The following is a 15249-nucleotide window of genomic DNA, read 5'->3' as shown; positions in this document are numbered from 1 at the left end:
ATCAGACATCCACAATCATGCGCGTTTCGCGCGACGTTCAGCAATAAATGCCACCAGGAAAATAGCGCCAATCAGGTCAAAGAAACCCATGGCAATAAACAACGGATTAAAACCAATTTTGTCGGCGGTGACGCCAATCAACAGTGAGAAGAGGAAGCTGGCGATCCAGGCCGCCGAGCCACGCATACCGTTGACGGTCGCCATCTGACCTTTATCGAACGATTCCACCACCAGCGCGCTCAGCATGCAGGAGATGATCTGATGACCGAAACCGCCAATCGAAATCAGCACAATGGTGATGTACGGATCGCGGGTGAGGGCGACAATAGCTAAAGAAATCATCAGGAACGCGCCAGTAACCGAACTGGCCACCACGGAGTTGACGCGGGAGCAGCCAAACCAGCGGGTATAGAGTTTGGTGAGGTAACCACTGGCTACGCTGCCGAGATCGGCAGCAAGGAAGGGCAGCCAGGCGAACATGGCGATCTGTTTCAGGTCCATACCGTGTTCTTTTGCCAGGTACAGCGGTACCCAGAAGCTGAGCACAGCCCACGCCGGTTCCGCCATAAACGCCGGAAGGGCAATACCGTAAAATCGTTTGTTTTTCGACACGGTTTTCAGTGCCGTTAAAAAGGGCAGCTTGACGGCAGGGGGCTCATTATCCTGTTGAATAAACGCCAGTTCATCTTTGCTCAGATTCGGGTGTTTCTCCGGATTGTGATAAAACGCCCACCACAGCACCACCCACACCAGCGCCAGCACGCCGGTGAACATAAAGGCGCCCTGCCAGCCAAACGAGGCGTGAGCAAAGTAGATGATCGGCGGTGCCAGCATCGCACCAATGGAGAAGCCAACACCGGCCCAGCCTGCGGCAACCGGACGTTCAGATTTCGGGAACCATTCGCCAATGGTTTTAGCATTCGCCGGGGTGGCTGCCGCTTCCGACGCGCCCATGGTGAAACGCAAAATCGCCAGGTGCAGCCAGTTACCCGCACCCGCGTGGAAGATACAGGCCAGCGCCCAAATTATGGCGCACACCATAAAGCCGACCTTCAGGCCAATCACGTCAATCAGCCAGCCACACAGCGGCTGGAAAAGGGTATAGGCCAGCTGGAAGGCGCCGACAATCCAGGAATATTGTTCTGTTGTGATCCCAAGGCTTGTTTTCAGTTCCGGTGCCAGAATACCCAGCGAGTTACGGGTGATGTAGTTCACCGTTACGCCGAATAAAAACAGCACCAGCATCCACCAGCGTAATTTTTTGACTATCCGACGGCTTTTTGTTGCCGCCATTTCATTATTAATCCCCTGGCTCATTCTTATCTCCGCACATCTTCTTGTAGGGAAGTCGAAGCGCGCCATCGGTAACGTGTTATACCGGATTGGTTCGCGTGATGATTTTTGTTTAATTTTGCTGCCATCATGCATACAACTAGTATGGAAGTTGTACGACACATTTACGGTAGGGGAGAATAATCGCGCGCCATAGCGGATTTTGTGCAAGGATTCTCATAAATAGCGCAACACATCCGGCAAAATCATTATCACTCCATGAATAACAGGCTTTCTGTCTCATGAAAATTTTCCCATTATGGAAATGGAGCGAGATCACAGAATGGATAAAAAGCTCAAAATCAGCGAAATTGCGCGCCGCACGAACCTGTCGACCAGCACCGTTTCGCGCGTGCTCGCCGGGAAGGCCAACACCAGTGAAAAAGCCAGAACTGCGGTACTGGAGTGCGCCCGTGAACTGGGCGTAATGGACGGGATAGCCGCCGGGCGGTTGCTGCTCAATAATCTGATTGTTTTTGCCCCGCAACGCGCTTTTGATGAACGCTCGGACATTTTCTATTACCGGGTGATCCAGAACATCAATAAAGCGCTGGATCCGCACGAGGTTCGTCTGCGTTATTGTGCGCTGGAGGAACTCGACAGCGATGCCAATGAATTCCTCGCCAAAATGAATGCGCCGGAAACCCAGGCGGCGATCCTGCTGGGGATTGATGATCCGCATATTCATGAACTGGCGGCTGACATTGGCAAACCTTGTGTACTGATTAACTGCCGCGACGGACGCATGCGATTGCCGTCTATTGCGCCGGATCACCGCACCATTGGTGAATTTGCGGCGCGTTACCTCTTTGATATGGGGCACCGGGACGTGGTGAACGTGATGTGTCTGCGCCGTTACACCATGGATTTACGCCTGGCGGGCATTAAAGAAGCCTGGCAACAGTTCAATCTGCGCTTTAACAGTAAACGGGATCTGATCACCGTTCCCAGTTTTAGCGCCAAAGAGGCTGAGCAGCGCGTGGGGGAATGGCTTGACGATCCAGCACACAAAACACCGCCTACCGCCTTTCTGGTGGGCGGCGACTTCATGGCGGAAGGGACAATGCGCGCATTACAGCAGCGTGGGCTTCGCGTCCCGCAGGATGTGTCGGTCATGAGTATTGATGCGTTTAACCTGGCGGCAATCCAGGATGTGCCGCTCACCGCAGTTCACGTACCGCGAGACGAGCTGGGCGTAGAAGCCGTGCATCTGTTACAGCAGCGGTTGATTCGCCCGCAGTCGCCATGTGGCTCTTTACTGCTTAACGGCCTGCTTACTGTACGCGAATCGGTACGGCGGATACGTCCCGGCAGGCAACGTACCGCCGTCGAACATGAAGGGCTGTACGACGTTTAAACCTCTAACCCCAGCGCGCGCTTACCGTGAATGTTCAGGTCGTTCAGCGTAAAGCGGCCTGACCAGTCGCTTTCGTAGTTCTCGCGCGGGAAATCCCCGGGCGATGCCCCTTGCTCCAGCGCCACTTTTACTTTGCGCGCATAGGCGAGGTTTTTCTCGCAAAGCGGCGCGGCAGGAATGTACATCACGTTGCCCCAGCCTTGCTGATTATTTACAGCGGCAACGGAGTGAACCACATCGCAATGCCACCACACAGAATCACCGGCTTCCAGCGGCGGAATGCTACTCAGTGCTTCCATCAACAGCGGGTGCCAGCGTTCCGAAACCGGTAATACTCGCCCTGGCGCAACGCCACAGAGTTCATCTTCCGGTACATCATCCAGCAATGGGCGCAACAGGATCCAGGCCATCGCCTCCGGGATCGGCACCACATGAAGTAGCCCCTGGCCGGGGATCATATCCGACAGCGCCGTCCAGCCCTGGAAAGTACGGAATACCGAACACTTGGTCGTGTTGTCGACGGTGTATTCTTCGACTTCGGTGCGGTGGGCAGCGTCCCACGGATCGTACTCTTCGGGTTTACCGTTAAAGACCTGCGCAAAGACGCGTTGATAGGCTGGCAGCAGCCAGCGCTCCAGCGCTCCGGAATCCGTATGTGCGCCAAGGCCTTTAGAGGTGGTGCCAGGCGGACGGCGGCGAATGCGATCCGGGTAGATCACGCTGACATCCGGATCGAACCACTGTTGCCCCTTACTGTCGAAATGCCACAAGCGGTTCAGGAAGGATTGTGCCGCCGCCATTTCACTGCTCTGGCGTGCCTGCATTTGCGCCTGTGACCAGTAAATTGGGTAGATTTCCGGGCGGGAGGCCTCCAGCGTGCCGAAGAAACTGTCGCCCGGCCCTTTGTAAACCTCATCAAAACGATTCTGGTCGAGATAATCCAGCATGGCGCGATCCCAGCCCAGCGCCTGTTCTCGCGGAAAATGTTGTTTGATGACCACACAGCCGCGCCGTTTGATCTGCGCGCGCTGTGCGTCGGTGACCTGGCCAGCAGCAATGTCCGCAAACGGAATTTGCGGCCAGACTGACTCGCCTTGTGCCTTCAAGGCGTTGATTTCCGCGACGCGAGCGGCAATCTTCGCGCTCAGGCCGTCAAAGACAGCCTGCATATCGCCTATCTGCGCGCGCAGAACCTGCTTCATCTGACGGATGGCCGCCGCAGGATCGGCGGGCAGCGTCTCATGGGTAAAAGCCATGTGCACCTCTCTTTCTTTCATTCGAAAGTAATATATATTGCATACGATAATCTAAGTTAAAAATAAGTTAATGCAAGTTTAAAAACTTGATGAAGAGCACAAAGCGGAAAACGAAGAGAGAAGAAGGGAGAAAGCAGGAAGGGAGAAAGCAAGAAGAGAGAAGGCAAGAAGAGAAAGGCCGGAGCAGGCGCTCCGGCAGAAGATCAGCGGTTGAAGGGGGCCGTGTTATCAAGCACGGCCTGGATCACATTCAGCGCCCCCTGATGATTGTTGTCATCGGTCTGGTGATGGGCAATCGCTTTGATCGCATCACCGGCATTGCCCATGGCAAAGGAGAAGTCGGTCATGCGCAGCATTTCTGCATCATTACCGCTGTCGCCAATGGTGACGCACTGCTGCGGCGAAACCTGCCAGCGTTTAAGCAGTCGGCTGATGCCATTTGCTTTATGCAGGCCTGGGATAATTAAATCCACAAAGCCAAAGCCGCTGGTCACCGGCTTCATAATGCCGTCGAGCGAAACGTGCAGCGCATCGATAAGTTGTGGGATGTCGCTGTCTGGCAAATTCAGCGAAAACTTAAACAGCGTGTCGTCAATCTGCTGAAAATCACGCACCGGTTTTAAACGGTAGTAGTGCTTCGCCATCAAATCGACAAATTCTGCCGGGGCGTTTTCACTGACGTAGGCGCTTTCCAGACCACAGGCGACAAAGTTGAGGCTGCTGTCTTTCAGCAACTCGCCCATTACCACCTGCGCTTCGTGACGCGTCAGTTCGCCGTGGAACAATTGTTGACCATGCTCGTAGACCAGCGCGCCGTTTTCGGCGACGAAGGAAATAGTCTCTTTCAGCTCCGGGAAGAAGGAGATCAACTGGTAATACTGGTTGCCGCTGGCGACCACAAACTCTATGCCACGCTGCTGAAGTTGTTTGAATTGCGCCATAAAGCGTGAGCGATCGTACTGCTTGGCGTCATCAAGGAAAGTTCCGTCCATATCCGTGACGATAACTTTGACGGTCATACCTGGCTCCTGGTTATTACTGCGACGAGTAACATTCTAGAGATAATGTGAGCCGATGCACAAATTTATTTCGAATGAAAGTAAGTGGCGAAAAAATGGGCGGGGCAGGGGGCAACGTGGCTGTTGTGTTTACCCGGGCCCCATCCTGTAAAGGCGAGGGAAAATGGCTCCCTCACCCCGGCAACGCGCAACGCCGGGGGAGGGGGAAAGTCACAATGTGTGTTCGGTGCGGGCAATAATGTCGTCCTGGGCATCCGGCGACAGAGCCGTAAAGAAGGCGGAATATCCGGCGACACGCACCACCAGGTCACGATACTGATCCGGGTGTTGTTTCGCCGCTATCAACGTCTCGCGGGAAACAATGTTGTACTGAATATGCCAGCCTTTATGCACCTCAAAAAAGGTGCGCAGTAAGGCCATCAGTTTCTGTCTGTCGCTGTCATTGCACAGCGTGGCGGGGTTGAGTTTTTGATTGAGCAGCACGCCTCCGAGGATCGCCGCTACCGGCAGTTTACCGACCGAACTCATCACCGCTGTGGGCCCGAGATGATCGGTGCCGGACGCCGGGCTTGCCCCTTCCGCCAGCGGCGTTTTGGCTTTGCGCCCGTCCGGTGTCGCCATCGTGGCGGCGCCAAACGGCACGTTAGCAGAGATGGACGACGTCCCGGCGTAATACTTGCCGCCAATCGGGCCGCGACCATAACGGGGATTGTGGTACTGCTGCAGTTCGTCGATATAGGTTTGATACGCGCGCACCAACAGAGTATCGACACTGTCGTCGTCATTGCCATATTTTGGCGCGCTGTTCACCAGCCGCTGGCGTAGTTGTTCGTGCGCAAGACCATCGAAGTCCTCTTTCAGCGCCTGTGCCAGCTGTTGTTGCCCGATTATGCCCTGCTCGAAGACCAGTTTTTTTACCGCGGCCAGGCTGTTGCCGAGGTTAGCAATACCGACCTGTAAACCCGACACCCAGTCATATTTTGCCCCGCCTTGCTTAATGCTTTTGGCCCGCTCAATACAGTCATCCACCAGTGTGGAGCAAAGAATATCCGGCACGTTCTCTTCCAGCATGGTGTCGACGACATACTCAATCTCAATCGATTTGCGCGTGAAATAGCGGATCTGTCGATCCCAGTCCTCGATTACCTCGTCGAACGCCTGGAAATTACCCGCCGACAACGCATGATCTTGCGGCAGAAACACCTTGCCGCTGGTGGCGTCGCGGCCCCCTTCCAGCGCTGCCAGCATCACGCGTGCGAAGTTGATAAAGCTCATACCGGTGCAGCGGTAGCCCCACTTACCGCCGACCGCGGTTTCAATACAGCCAATCGCTGCGTAGTCATACGCGTCCGCCGGTTCAATACCGAGTTTGATAAATTCAGGGATGACGATTTCATCGTTATTGAATGCGGGCATGCCGAAACCGCAGCGGATCACCTGCACGCAGGCGTCGAGGAAGTCATTGCTCATTCCCGCGTGGTAGCGCACGCTGAGGTTCGGTTGCGTGGAGCGCAGGCGACCGCAAGACTCGAGAATGGCGTAAGAGAGCGGGTTGACTGCATCCTGCGCTTCTCCGTTATGCCACAACTGGCCGCCGATGGTCACATTCTGATAGAGCGGGCTGCCCGCGGAGGCTTTGGAGTGCGAACCGGAACGGATTTTGTTCACCTCCAGCAGTTTCAGCCAGCAGCTGTGCAACAGCTCAATGGCTTCTTCCCGTTGCAACGTCTGCTGCAACTCCACATCGCGGCGATAATAAGGATAAAGATATTGATCCATGCGGCCAAACGAGACGGAATGGCCGTTGGATTCTATTTGCAGTATCAACTGGATGAAGTAACACAACTGCAATGCCTGCCAGAATGTTTTCGGCGGCTCATGCGCAATGATCTGGCAGTTTTCCGCCATCGCCAGCAACTCGTTACGCCGCTGCTGGCGCGTCTCTTCATTCGCCATGGTACGCGCCAGTTCTGCAAAGCGCGCAATATGCAGAGTGACCGCTTCCAGCACGATGTCTGTCGCTTTCAGGAACTGCTCGCCGTGCAGATCCGCCAGCACCGTCAGGTTAATGCGTGCGCGCCGCGCCGCGACTTTCCGACGCAGACCATCAAGCCCCTGTTCCAGCAACAGCGGGAAGTTGACCGCAAGATGCGCATCGCCAGAGGTCATGTTGCCTTCTGCTTTAATGATGCCGGTTTCCAGCAGCGCTTTTTGCTCATCGGTAAACATGCCATAGCAGCGATCCTGCACCGTCTGGCCGCGCCACCACGGACAAATGTCATGCAGAACGCGTTTATTTTCGTCGCTGACGGCAAAGCCGGCACCAGGACGATCCGCCAGGTCGTCGATCTCTTTTTCAATCCACGAAACGGTATATTCCGGAAAGATCGGCGCGGCGCGGACTTCACTGGCCTGATTACCGATAATCAGTTCATCATGTTTAATCCAAATGGTGCGCTGCGCAAGGTGATGGGCCAACGCCAGCGCCCGGCGTACCGGGATCGGTTTATCCATGTTTTGCTGGTAAATCTGCGTGTAATGGCTCGCGCGTTCGGTACACACCGGCGGCTTAACAATGTGCACCAGCGCCGTTTTGTGCGCCTTAATGCGGTCAGTGAGTGTGTTCAGTTGCAGCGTCGTCATACTCTTATCCTCGTAATGTCACGCTCAGCCCGTGGCTGCAGGCATATTCTTTGGCAAAGGCCAGCAGGGCGGGCGCATCGAGCGGCTTGTCAGGGGCGGTGTAGGGTTCGCCAAGCAAGTGATACTTATTGATGCCCAGCGTGTGATACGGCAAAAAGTGGATCTCGCGGACTTTTAGCGTCTGCGCGGCAAAGTCGATAATGGCCTGGATCGCAGTTTTATCGGCATTGAAACCGGGGATCAGCGGCACGCGGATAACGATCTGCTTCCCCGTTTGCGCCAGGCGTTGCAGATTATCGAGTACTCGCCTGGCGCTACCGTCAGTCCACTGGCGGAAAACCGCCTCATCCACATGTTTTAAATCCGCGAGGAACAGGTCAATAAAGGGCAATGAAGGTTCAATATAGCGCCAGGGCACATGCAGACAGGTTTCCACTGCCGTATGGATGCCCTGCTGGTGGCTGGCTTGCAACAGGGCTTGCGCCAGTTCAGGCTGCATAAACGGTTCGCCGCCGGAGAGGGTAAGTCCGCCGCCGCTGCGATCGTAAAAGGCTTTGTCGCGCAGCACCGTTGCGGTGATCTCTTCTACGGACCTCTGTTCGCCACAGACGCTCAACGCATGCGTTGGGCAGCAGTGGGTCAGAATATCCAGCGTGCGCTCAGTCAGTTTTTCCCGGTGAATCAGGAGATCATTCAGCGCCCGGCTGATCACGTCTGGCGCCGCCGTCTGGCACAATTCGCACCCGGCCAGGCAGAGCCGCGGATCGAACAGCAGATCCCGCGCCCGTGCGCGGCTTTCCGGGTTTTGGCACCAGCGGCAGCCCAGTGAGCAGCCTTTCATAAACACGACGGTGCGAATGCCGGGGCCATCGTGAGTGGAATAACGCTGAATATTGAAAATCATCATCATCTCCATCTTGCGTATGAAGATTAAATTACTTTCGAATGAAAGTTTACTTGATGAAAATCAACTCACCGCGATATAGCGCAGCAGGGTTCCTAAAGTATGGAGAAGGTCACATTGTGGGCCGGTTACCGGATGGGGGCCCGATAAAAGAGCTCGCCATCCGGCACGGAAACCTTAACCGCCGCACACCTCACAGGCGGGATTGCGCAGCAGCTTCATGTCGCGAAACTGGCAGGTCATCGCATCGTACATCACGATTTTCCCCGCCGCAGGGGTACCGTAGTGGGTTAATACCTTAATGGCTTCCATCGCTTGTAATGAACCAATCACGCCGACCAGCGGCGCCATTACGCCGGCTTCCACACAGGTGAGGGCGTTTTCACCAAACAGGCGGCTCAGGCAGCGGTAGCAGGGTTCGTTTTCACCCCAGGTAAAGACGCTGATCTGCCCCTCCATACGAATTGCCGCGCCGGAAACCAGCGGCGTTTTATGTCGGAAACAGCCCGCGTTAAGCTGGTTACGAATAGCGACGTTATCGGTACAGTCCAGTACCAGGTCGTGGGCGGCAATCTGCGCAAACAGTGCCGTTTCATCCAGTAGCGCATTAAGGGAGGTAAACTGCACATGTGGGTTAATGCGCTGGAGCGTCGTGCGGGCGGAATCCACTTTGGCCATGCCGATCCCTGCATCGCTGTGCAGGGTCTGGCGCTGCAGATTGGAGAGGGCGACGGTGTCGAAGTCCAGCAGCGTCATCTGGCCTGTGCCCGCAGCCGCCAGATATTGCGCGGCGGCACAGCCGAGCCCTCCCAGGCCGACCACCAGTACGCGAGCGGCTTTTAACCGCTCCTGACCGTCAAAATCAAAACCGCGCAGAATAATCTGCCGGTTGTAACGCATCATCTCGGCGTCGCTGAGTTCTTCGACCATCGTTAGCCTCCGAAGAGATGATTAAACATCTCGACGTCTACCCACTCGCCATCTTCAACATTCCCGCGTTCGCGCTCCAGCACGACAAAGCAGTTGCCCTGACCAAACGAGCTGAAAATATGCGAGCCCTGGTGACCCGTAGTGCGTACTTCCAGCGTACCGTCTTCGCCCCGGCTGAGTACGCCGCGCTGAAAGTCGAGACGACCCGGGGTCTTTTTCAGGCGGCCAGCCACTCGGGCGCGAAAACGCAAGGGCTGCGCGGGCGCGATATTGCCGCTCAGTTTGGCCAGCAACGGCTGCACCAACTGGTAGAAGGTGAGCGCGGCGGAAACCGGGTTACCCGGCAGGCCGCAGAACCAACTGTGCGCCAGTTTGCCAAATGCAAAGGGTTTTCCGGGTTTAATGGCCAGCTTCCAGAAGGCGATTTCACCGAGCTCATCAAGGATTGTTTTGGTGTAGTCCGCTTCACCAACCGATACACCGCCGGAACTGATCACCACATCGGCCTGGCTGTCGGCTGCAATAAAGGTGTCGCGCAGTTTTTGCGGGTCATCCGGGATAATACCAAGGTTAATTACCTCGTAGCCCAGTTGCGCCAGCATCAGGTGCACAGTTAAACGGTTGGTATCGTAAATTTGCCCCTCTTCCAGCGGGTTCCCTGGCAGTTGCAACTCGTCACCGGTGGAGAACAGCGCTACGCGCACTTTACGCAGCACCGGGATGTCGGCAATGCCGAGCGACGCCAGCACTGGCAGTTCGGCGGCAGTCAGACGGGTACCGGCAGGGAAGACGCTGGCGCCTTGCTGAATATCTTCACCCGCCCGGCGAATGTTCTGGTTTTCACGTACTTCAGCGGTAAAACGGACGCCGGCATCTGTCTCTTCGGTCTGCTCCTGCATAACCACGGCATTGCAGCCAGCGGGAATTGGCGCGCCCGTCATAATGCGCACGCAGGTGCCCGCCGGCCAGACGCCATCGAACGGCTGCCCGGCAAAGGCTTTCCCGGCAACGGGCAACACCGCGCCATTTTGCAGATCCGCCAGTCGTACGGCGTAACCGTCCATGGCCGAGTTATCAAAACCCGGTACATTCAGGGGAGAGGTAATATCCTGCGCCACCACGCGGCCAAAACAGGCCGACAGCGGCAGTGTTTCGCTGTCGGTCAGCGGAGAAATGCGTGACAACATTTGTGACAGTGCCGTCTCGAGGGAGATCAGGCCATTTGATGATTCCATATTGATATCCTGCACAACGCGTTGAAGCCGCCATTATGGCAGAAAAGCGCCCATGCCTGAATGCCTTACGTTTACCCCATTGTAGTCACGTCTCTTTACATCGTTGTAACGACTTCCTATATTCAGAAATCTTCGCAAACAAAGTAACCCGGGCGAAAAACATGGTTAAAGCGGTGATCGCAATACACGGTGGGGCGGGTGCAATCAGCCGCGCGCAGATGAGCCCGGAAAAAGAGCAGCGCTATGCACAGGTGCTCTCTTCCATTGTTGAAACCGGGCAACGGATGCTGGAAGCGGGCGAAAGCGCGGTGGATGTGGTGACAGAAGCGGTACGGCTGCTGGAAGAGTGCCCACTGTTTAACGCCGGTATTGGTGCCGTTTTCACCCGTGATGAAACCCACGAGCTGGACGCCTGTGTGATGGACGGCGTGACGTTAAACGCGGGCGCGGTGGCGGGGGTGAGCCGCTTACGTAACCCGGTGCTGGCGGCGCGACTGGTGATGGAACACAGCCCTCATGTGTTGATGATAGGCGAAGGCGCCGAGCAGTTTGCTTTCGCGCACGGCATGGAACCGGTCGCGCCGGGGCTGTTTTCCACCCAGGCGCGTTTTCAGCAACTTCTTGAAGCGCGCGATGCCGGGCACACCGTACTCGACCACGGTTCTGCGCCGCTGGATGAGAGCAAAAAATTCGGTACGGTGGGTGCCGTTGCGCTGGATAAGCAGGGAAACCTTGCAGCCGCGACCTCCACCGGCGGTATGACCAACAAACTGCCGGGGCGTGTGGGCGATAGCCCGTTACCCGGTGCCGGGTGTTATGCCAATAACGCCAGCGTGGCGGTGTCATGCACAGGGACGGGCGAGGTCTTCATTCGTGCGCTGGCAGCGTATGACATCGCGGCACTGATGGATTACGGCGGGCTGAGTCTGCATGAGGCCGCTGAGGCAGTGGTGATGGAAAAGTTACCGGCGCTGGGCGGTAGCGGCGGGGTGATTGCCATTGATCGTGAAGGCAATGTGGCATTGCCGTTCAACAGTGAAGGGATGTATCGTGCCTGGGGTTACGCCGGGGATGCGCCAAGCGTCGGCATTTATCGTGAATAAGGAGTGTGGGGTGTCGCAAGGGTCAGAATCAGAAGCGGATGTTGTGCTTGAGGTCAGCAATTTAGCGATCGGCTTTCGCGATGAGAAACAGGTCACCCCGGCGGTACGTCATCTCTCTTTTTCACTGAAACGGGGCGAAACGCTGGCGATCGTGGGGGAGTCCGGTTCCGGCAAATCCGTCACGGCGCTGTCCCTGCTGCGCCTGATTGAGCAATCCGGTGGGGAAGTCAGTTGCGATCATATGTATCTGACGCGCCGCAACCGACAGAAAGTGGATTTAACCACGCTCTCGTCCTCGCAAATGCGCGGCGTGCGTGGTGCCGACATTGCCATGATCTTTCAGGAGCCGATGACCTCGCTTAACCCGGTCTTTACCGTCGGCGAACAAATTGCAGAATCCATCCGCCTGCATCAGAAACTGGGACGTGAAGATGCGCTCATTGAGGCGCGGCGGATGCTGGATCTGGTGCGTATTCCTGAATCTGAATCGATCTTATCGCGTTTTCCGCACCAGCTTTCCGGCGGCATGCGCCAGCGCGTCATGATTGCAATGGCGCTATCGTGCAGGCCGGCAGTATTAATTGCGGATGAACCGACCACCGCGCTGGATGTCACCATTCAGGCGCAGATCCTGCAACTGATTGCCGTTTTGCAAAAAGAGATGGCAATGGGCGTCATTTTTATTACCCATGATATGGGCGTGGTGGCGGACATTGCCGATCGTGTGCTGGTGATGAACCAGGGGGAAGCCGTGGAAACCGGCAGCGTGGCGCAGGTTTTCCGCGACCCGCAACACCCCTATACCAAAGCGCTGCTGGCCGCCGTGCCCAAACTGGGAGCGATGAATGGCAGTTCGCTGCCGCGCCGTTTTCCGCTGATTTCCCCCAAAGATCCGCTGCGCCAGGAGGCGGAAACCGAGCAGGATACGGTGGTACCGGGCGAACCCATTTTGCAGGTGCGTGATTTGGTCGCCCGCTTTCCGTTACGCACGGGGATCCTCAACCGTATCACCCGCGAAGTGCATGCTGTGGAAGGGGTCAGTTTTGATTTGTGGCCAGGCGAAACGCTGTCGCTGGTGGGGGAGTCCGGCAGTGGCAAATCCACCATTGGTCGCGCGCTGCTGCGGCTGGTGGAGAACCAGAGCGGTGCGATTACTTTTAATGGCGAACGCATAGATACCCTATCGGCCAACAAGTTGCAGCTGATACGGCGGGATATCCAGTTTATTTTTCAGGATCCTTACGCCTCGCTTGATCCACGCCAGACGGTGGGCGATTCGATTATCGAACCGCTGCGCGTACATAACCTGCTGGGCGAAGCAGAGGGGCGGCAGCGGGTTGAGTGGTTGCTGGAAAGGGTCGGGCTGAAGCCAGAACATGCGTGGCGTTATCCGCATGAGTTTTCCGGCGGGCAGCGTCAGCGCATCTGCATTGCGCGCGCGTTAGCGCTGAACCCGCGCGTAGTGGTAGCGGATGAGTCCGTGTCGGCGCTGGATGTGTCGATCCGTGCGCAAATCATTAATTTATTACTCGATTTACAGCGAGAGCTGGGGATCGCGTTTCTGTTTATTTCTCATGATATGGCGGTGGTGGAGCGGATAAGCCACCGGGTTGCGGTGATGTATCTCGGGCAAATTGTCGAAATTGGTCCGCGGCGTGCGGTTTTTGAAAACCCACAGCATCCTTATACGCGCAAGTTGATGTCGGCGGTTCCCGTCGCCGATCCTGCGCATCGTCACGCGCAGCGTGTGTTGTTATCTGATGATATGCCCAGCAATATCCGCAAACGCGGCGAGTCGATGCAGCGCGTGCAGTTGCAGAACGTGGGGCCGGGGCACTTTGTTGCCCGCTCGACGCCTGGCAGCACGCAATCCCGTTTTTAACTGAGCACTGGCAGGGATTTTCAGGAGAACAACATGACACAATTCGTTTCACGTAACGGGCGGCTTGCTTTCAGCGTGGTGCTTGCGCTGGCCGCGACGCCTGCCTTTGCCGCGAAAAACGTGGTTGTCGCGGTGGGGTCGAATTTCACCACACTCGATCCTTACGACGCCAACGATACCCTGTCACAGGCGGTTGCGAAGTCTTTCTATCAGGGGCTGTTCGGCCTGGATAAAGAGATGAAACTGGTCAATGTGCTGGCGGAAAGTTACTCGGTATCCGAGGACGGGCTGGTTTATACCCTTACGTTGCGCAAGGGGATAAAGTTTCAGGACGGTACCGACTTTGATGCTGCCGCCGTCAAAGCCAACCTCGATCGTGCCAGCAACCCGGCGAACAGCCTTAAGCGTTATAACCTGTATAAAAATATCGACAAAACCGAGGTGGTCGACCCGGCTACGGTGAAAATCACCCTTAAGCAGCCCTTCTCGGCGTTTATTAATATTCTGGCGCACCCGGCGACGGCGATGATCTCTCCGGCGGCGCTGAAAAAATATGGCAACGAAATTGGTTTCCACCCGGTGGGTACCGGGCCGTATGTGCTGGAGGCCTGGAACCAGACGGATTATGTAAAGGTGAAGAAATTCGCCGATTACTGGCAAAAAGGGTTACCGAAGCTGGACTCCATTACCTGGCGACCGGTGGTAGATAACAATACCCGCGCCGCAATGCTGCAAACTGGCGAGGCGCAGTTTGCTTTCCCGATCCCTTATGAACAGGCGGAAGTGTTAAAGCGTAACAGTAAGCTGGAGCTGATTGCCAGCCCCTCCATCATGCAGCGCTATATCAGTATGAATGTGACGCAAAAGCCGTTCGACAACCCGAAAGTGCGCCAGGCAATCAACTATGCCATTAACCGCCAGGCGCTGGTGAAAGTGGCTTTTGCCGGGTTTGCCACGCCCGCAACGGGGGTGGTGCCGCCGACCATCAGTTATTCTCAGGCTTATGAGCCCTGGCCCTATGATCCCGCGAAAGCGCGTGAACTCCTAAAAGAGGCCGGTTATCCGCAGGGCTTTACCACTACGCTGTGGTCGTCACATAACCACAGTACGGCGCAGAAGGTGCTGCAGTTTACCCAGCAGCAACTGGCGCAGGTGGGCATAAAAGTGCAGGTGACGGCAATGGATGCCGGACAACGTGCGGCCGAGGTCGAAGGGAAAGGGCAGAGCACAAGCGGCGTACGGATGTTCTATACCGGCTGGACGGCCTCGACCGGTGAAGCCGACTGGGCGCTGTCGCCGCTGTTTGCGTCATGGAACTGGCCGCCCACCCAGTTTAATACAGCCTTTTACCGTAATCCGCAGGTGGATAAAGACTTCACTGAGGCCCTGAAAACCACCAGCCCAGAGGCAAAAGCACGTCTGTATAAACAGGCGCAGGACATTATCTGGCAGGATTCGCCGTGGGTACCGTTGGTGGTAGAGAAACTGGTTTCGGCGCACAACAAAAAGCTGACCGGGTTTTATATCATGCCCGATACCGGATTCAGCTTTGACAACGCTGATTTGCAATAAATAACGCATTCCTCCT

11 protein-coding genes are annotated in these 15249 nt (G+C 56.1%); 4 read left to right on the top strand and 7 right to left on the bottom strand.

From position 1 onward, the window contains the following. Window positions 1-15 precede the first annotated feature (15 nt). Window positions 16-1317, bottom strand: coding sequence for an MFS transporter (locus ACUY4S_RS15560; protein WP_312688438.1), 1302 nt, complete (start codon window positions 1315-1317; stop codon window positions 16-18). 298 nt (window positions 1318-1615) lie between these two features. Between ACUY4S_RS15560 and ACUY4S_RS15555 the strand changes: the two genes are divergently transcribed. Next, window positions 1616-2689 carry a LacI family DNA-binding transcriptional regulator gene (locus tag ACUY4S_RS15555; protein ID WP_312688440.1) on the top strand — a complete coding sequence of 358 codons (1074 nt, stop codon included), beginning with the start codon at window positions 1616-1618 and terminating at the stop codon, window positions 2687-2689. On the opposite strand, the gene ACUY4S_RS15550 is transcribed toward ACUY4S_RS15555, so the two are convergent. From ACUY4S_RS15550 to moeA, 6 genes are all read right to left on the bottom strand, one after another. After that, complete coding sequence (locus ACUY4S_RS15550; protein WP_458021632.1) at window positions 2686-3951, bottom strand: DUF1479 domain-containing protein; 1266 nt, start codon at window positions 3949-3951, stop codon at window positions 2686-2688. The genes ACUY4S_RS15555 and ACUY4S_RS15550 overlap by 4 nt on opposite strands. A 197-nt stretch (window positions 3952-4148) precedes the next feature. After that, a complete protein-coding gene (locus ACUY4S_RS15545) occupies window positions 4149-4964 on the bottom strand; it encodes a Cof-type HAD-IIB family hydrolase (RefSeq protein WP_312688444.1) in 816 nt (271 codons plus the stop codon). Between the two features lie 210 nt (window positions 4965-5174). Continuing rightward, window positions 5175-7607 carry a formate C-acetyltransferase/glycerol dehydratase family glycyl radical enzyme gene (locus tag ACUY4S_RS15540; protein ID WP_458021631.1) on the bottom strand — a complete coding sequence of 811 codons (2433 nt, stop codon included), beginning with the start codon at window positions 7605-7607 and terminating at the stop codon, window positions 5175-5177. Between the two features lie 4 nt (window positions 7608-7611). Beyond that, entirely contained in the window at window positions 7612-8511 is a 900-nt protein-coding gene (locus ACUY4S_RS15535; protein WP_458021630.1) for a glycyl-radical enzyme activating protein, read from the bottom strand. 177 nt (window positions 8512-8688) lie between these two features. Further along, window positions 8689-9441, bottom strand: coding sequence for a molybdopterin-synthase adenylyltransferase MoeB (gene moeB, locus ACUY4S_RS15530; RefSeq protein ID WP_458021629.1), 753 nt, complete (start codon window positions 9439-9441; stop codon window positions 8689-8691). 2 nt (window positions 9442-9443) lie between these two features. Further along, entirely contained in the window at window positions 9444-10676 is a 1233-nt protein-coding gene (gene moeA / locus ACUY4S_RS15525; RefSeq protein WP_312688449.1) for a molybdopterin molybdotransferase MoeA, read from the bottom strand. Window positions 10677-10837: 161 nt separating this feature from the next. On the opposite strand from moeA, the gene iaaA reads away from it, so the two are divergent. Genes iaaA through gsiB form a run of 3 tightly spaced genes read left to right on the top strand, consistent with a single transcriptional unit; the run spans window position 10838 to window position 15233 of the window. Further along, window positions 10838-11779, top strand: coding sequence for a beta-aspartyl-peptidase (iaaA, locus tag ACUY4S_RS15520; protein WP_312688450.1), 942 nt, complete (start codon window positions 10838-10840; stop codon window positions 11777-11779). Continuing rightward, complete coding sequence (gene gsiA / locus ACUY4S_RS15515) at window positions 11748-13661, top strand: glutathione ABC transporter ATP-binding protein GsiA (RefSeq protein ID WP_458021628.1); 1914 nt, start codon at window positions 11748-11750, stop codon at window positions 13659-13661. Before iaaA ends, gsiA begins: the two co-directional genes overlap by 32 nt. A 33-nt stretch (window positions 13662-13694) precedes the next feature. Further along, window positions 13695-15233 carry a glutathione ABC transporter substrate-binding protein GsiB gene (gene gsiB, locus ACUY4S_RS15510; RefSeq protein WP_312688453.1) on the top strand — a complete coding sequence of 513 codons (1539 nt, stop codon included), beginning with the start codon at window positions 13695-13697 and terminating at the stop codon, window positions 15231-15233. Window positions 15234-15249: the final 16 nt, after the last annotated feature.

This window comes from Kosakonia beeri, from assembly GCF_054165705.1.
This window is presented reverse-complemented; position numbering and strand designations above follow the sequence as displayed.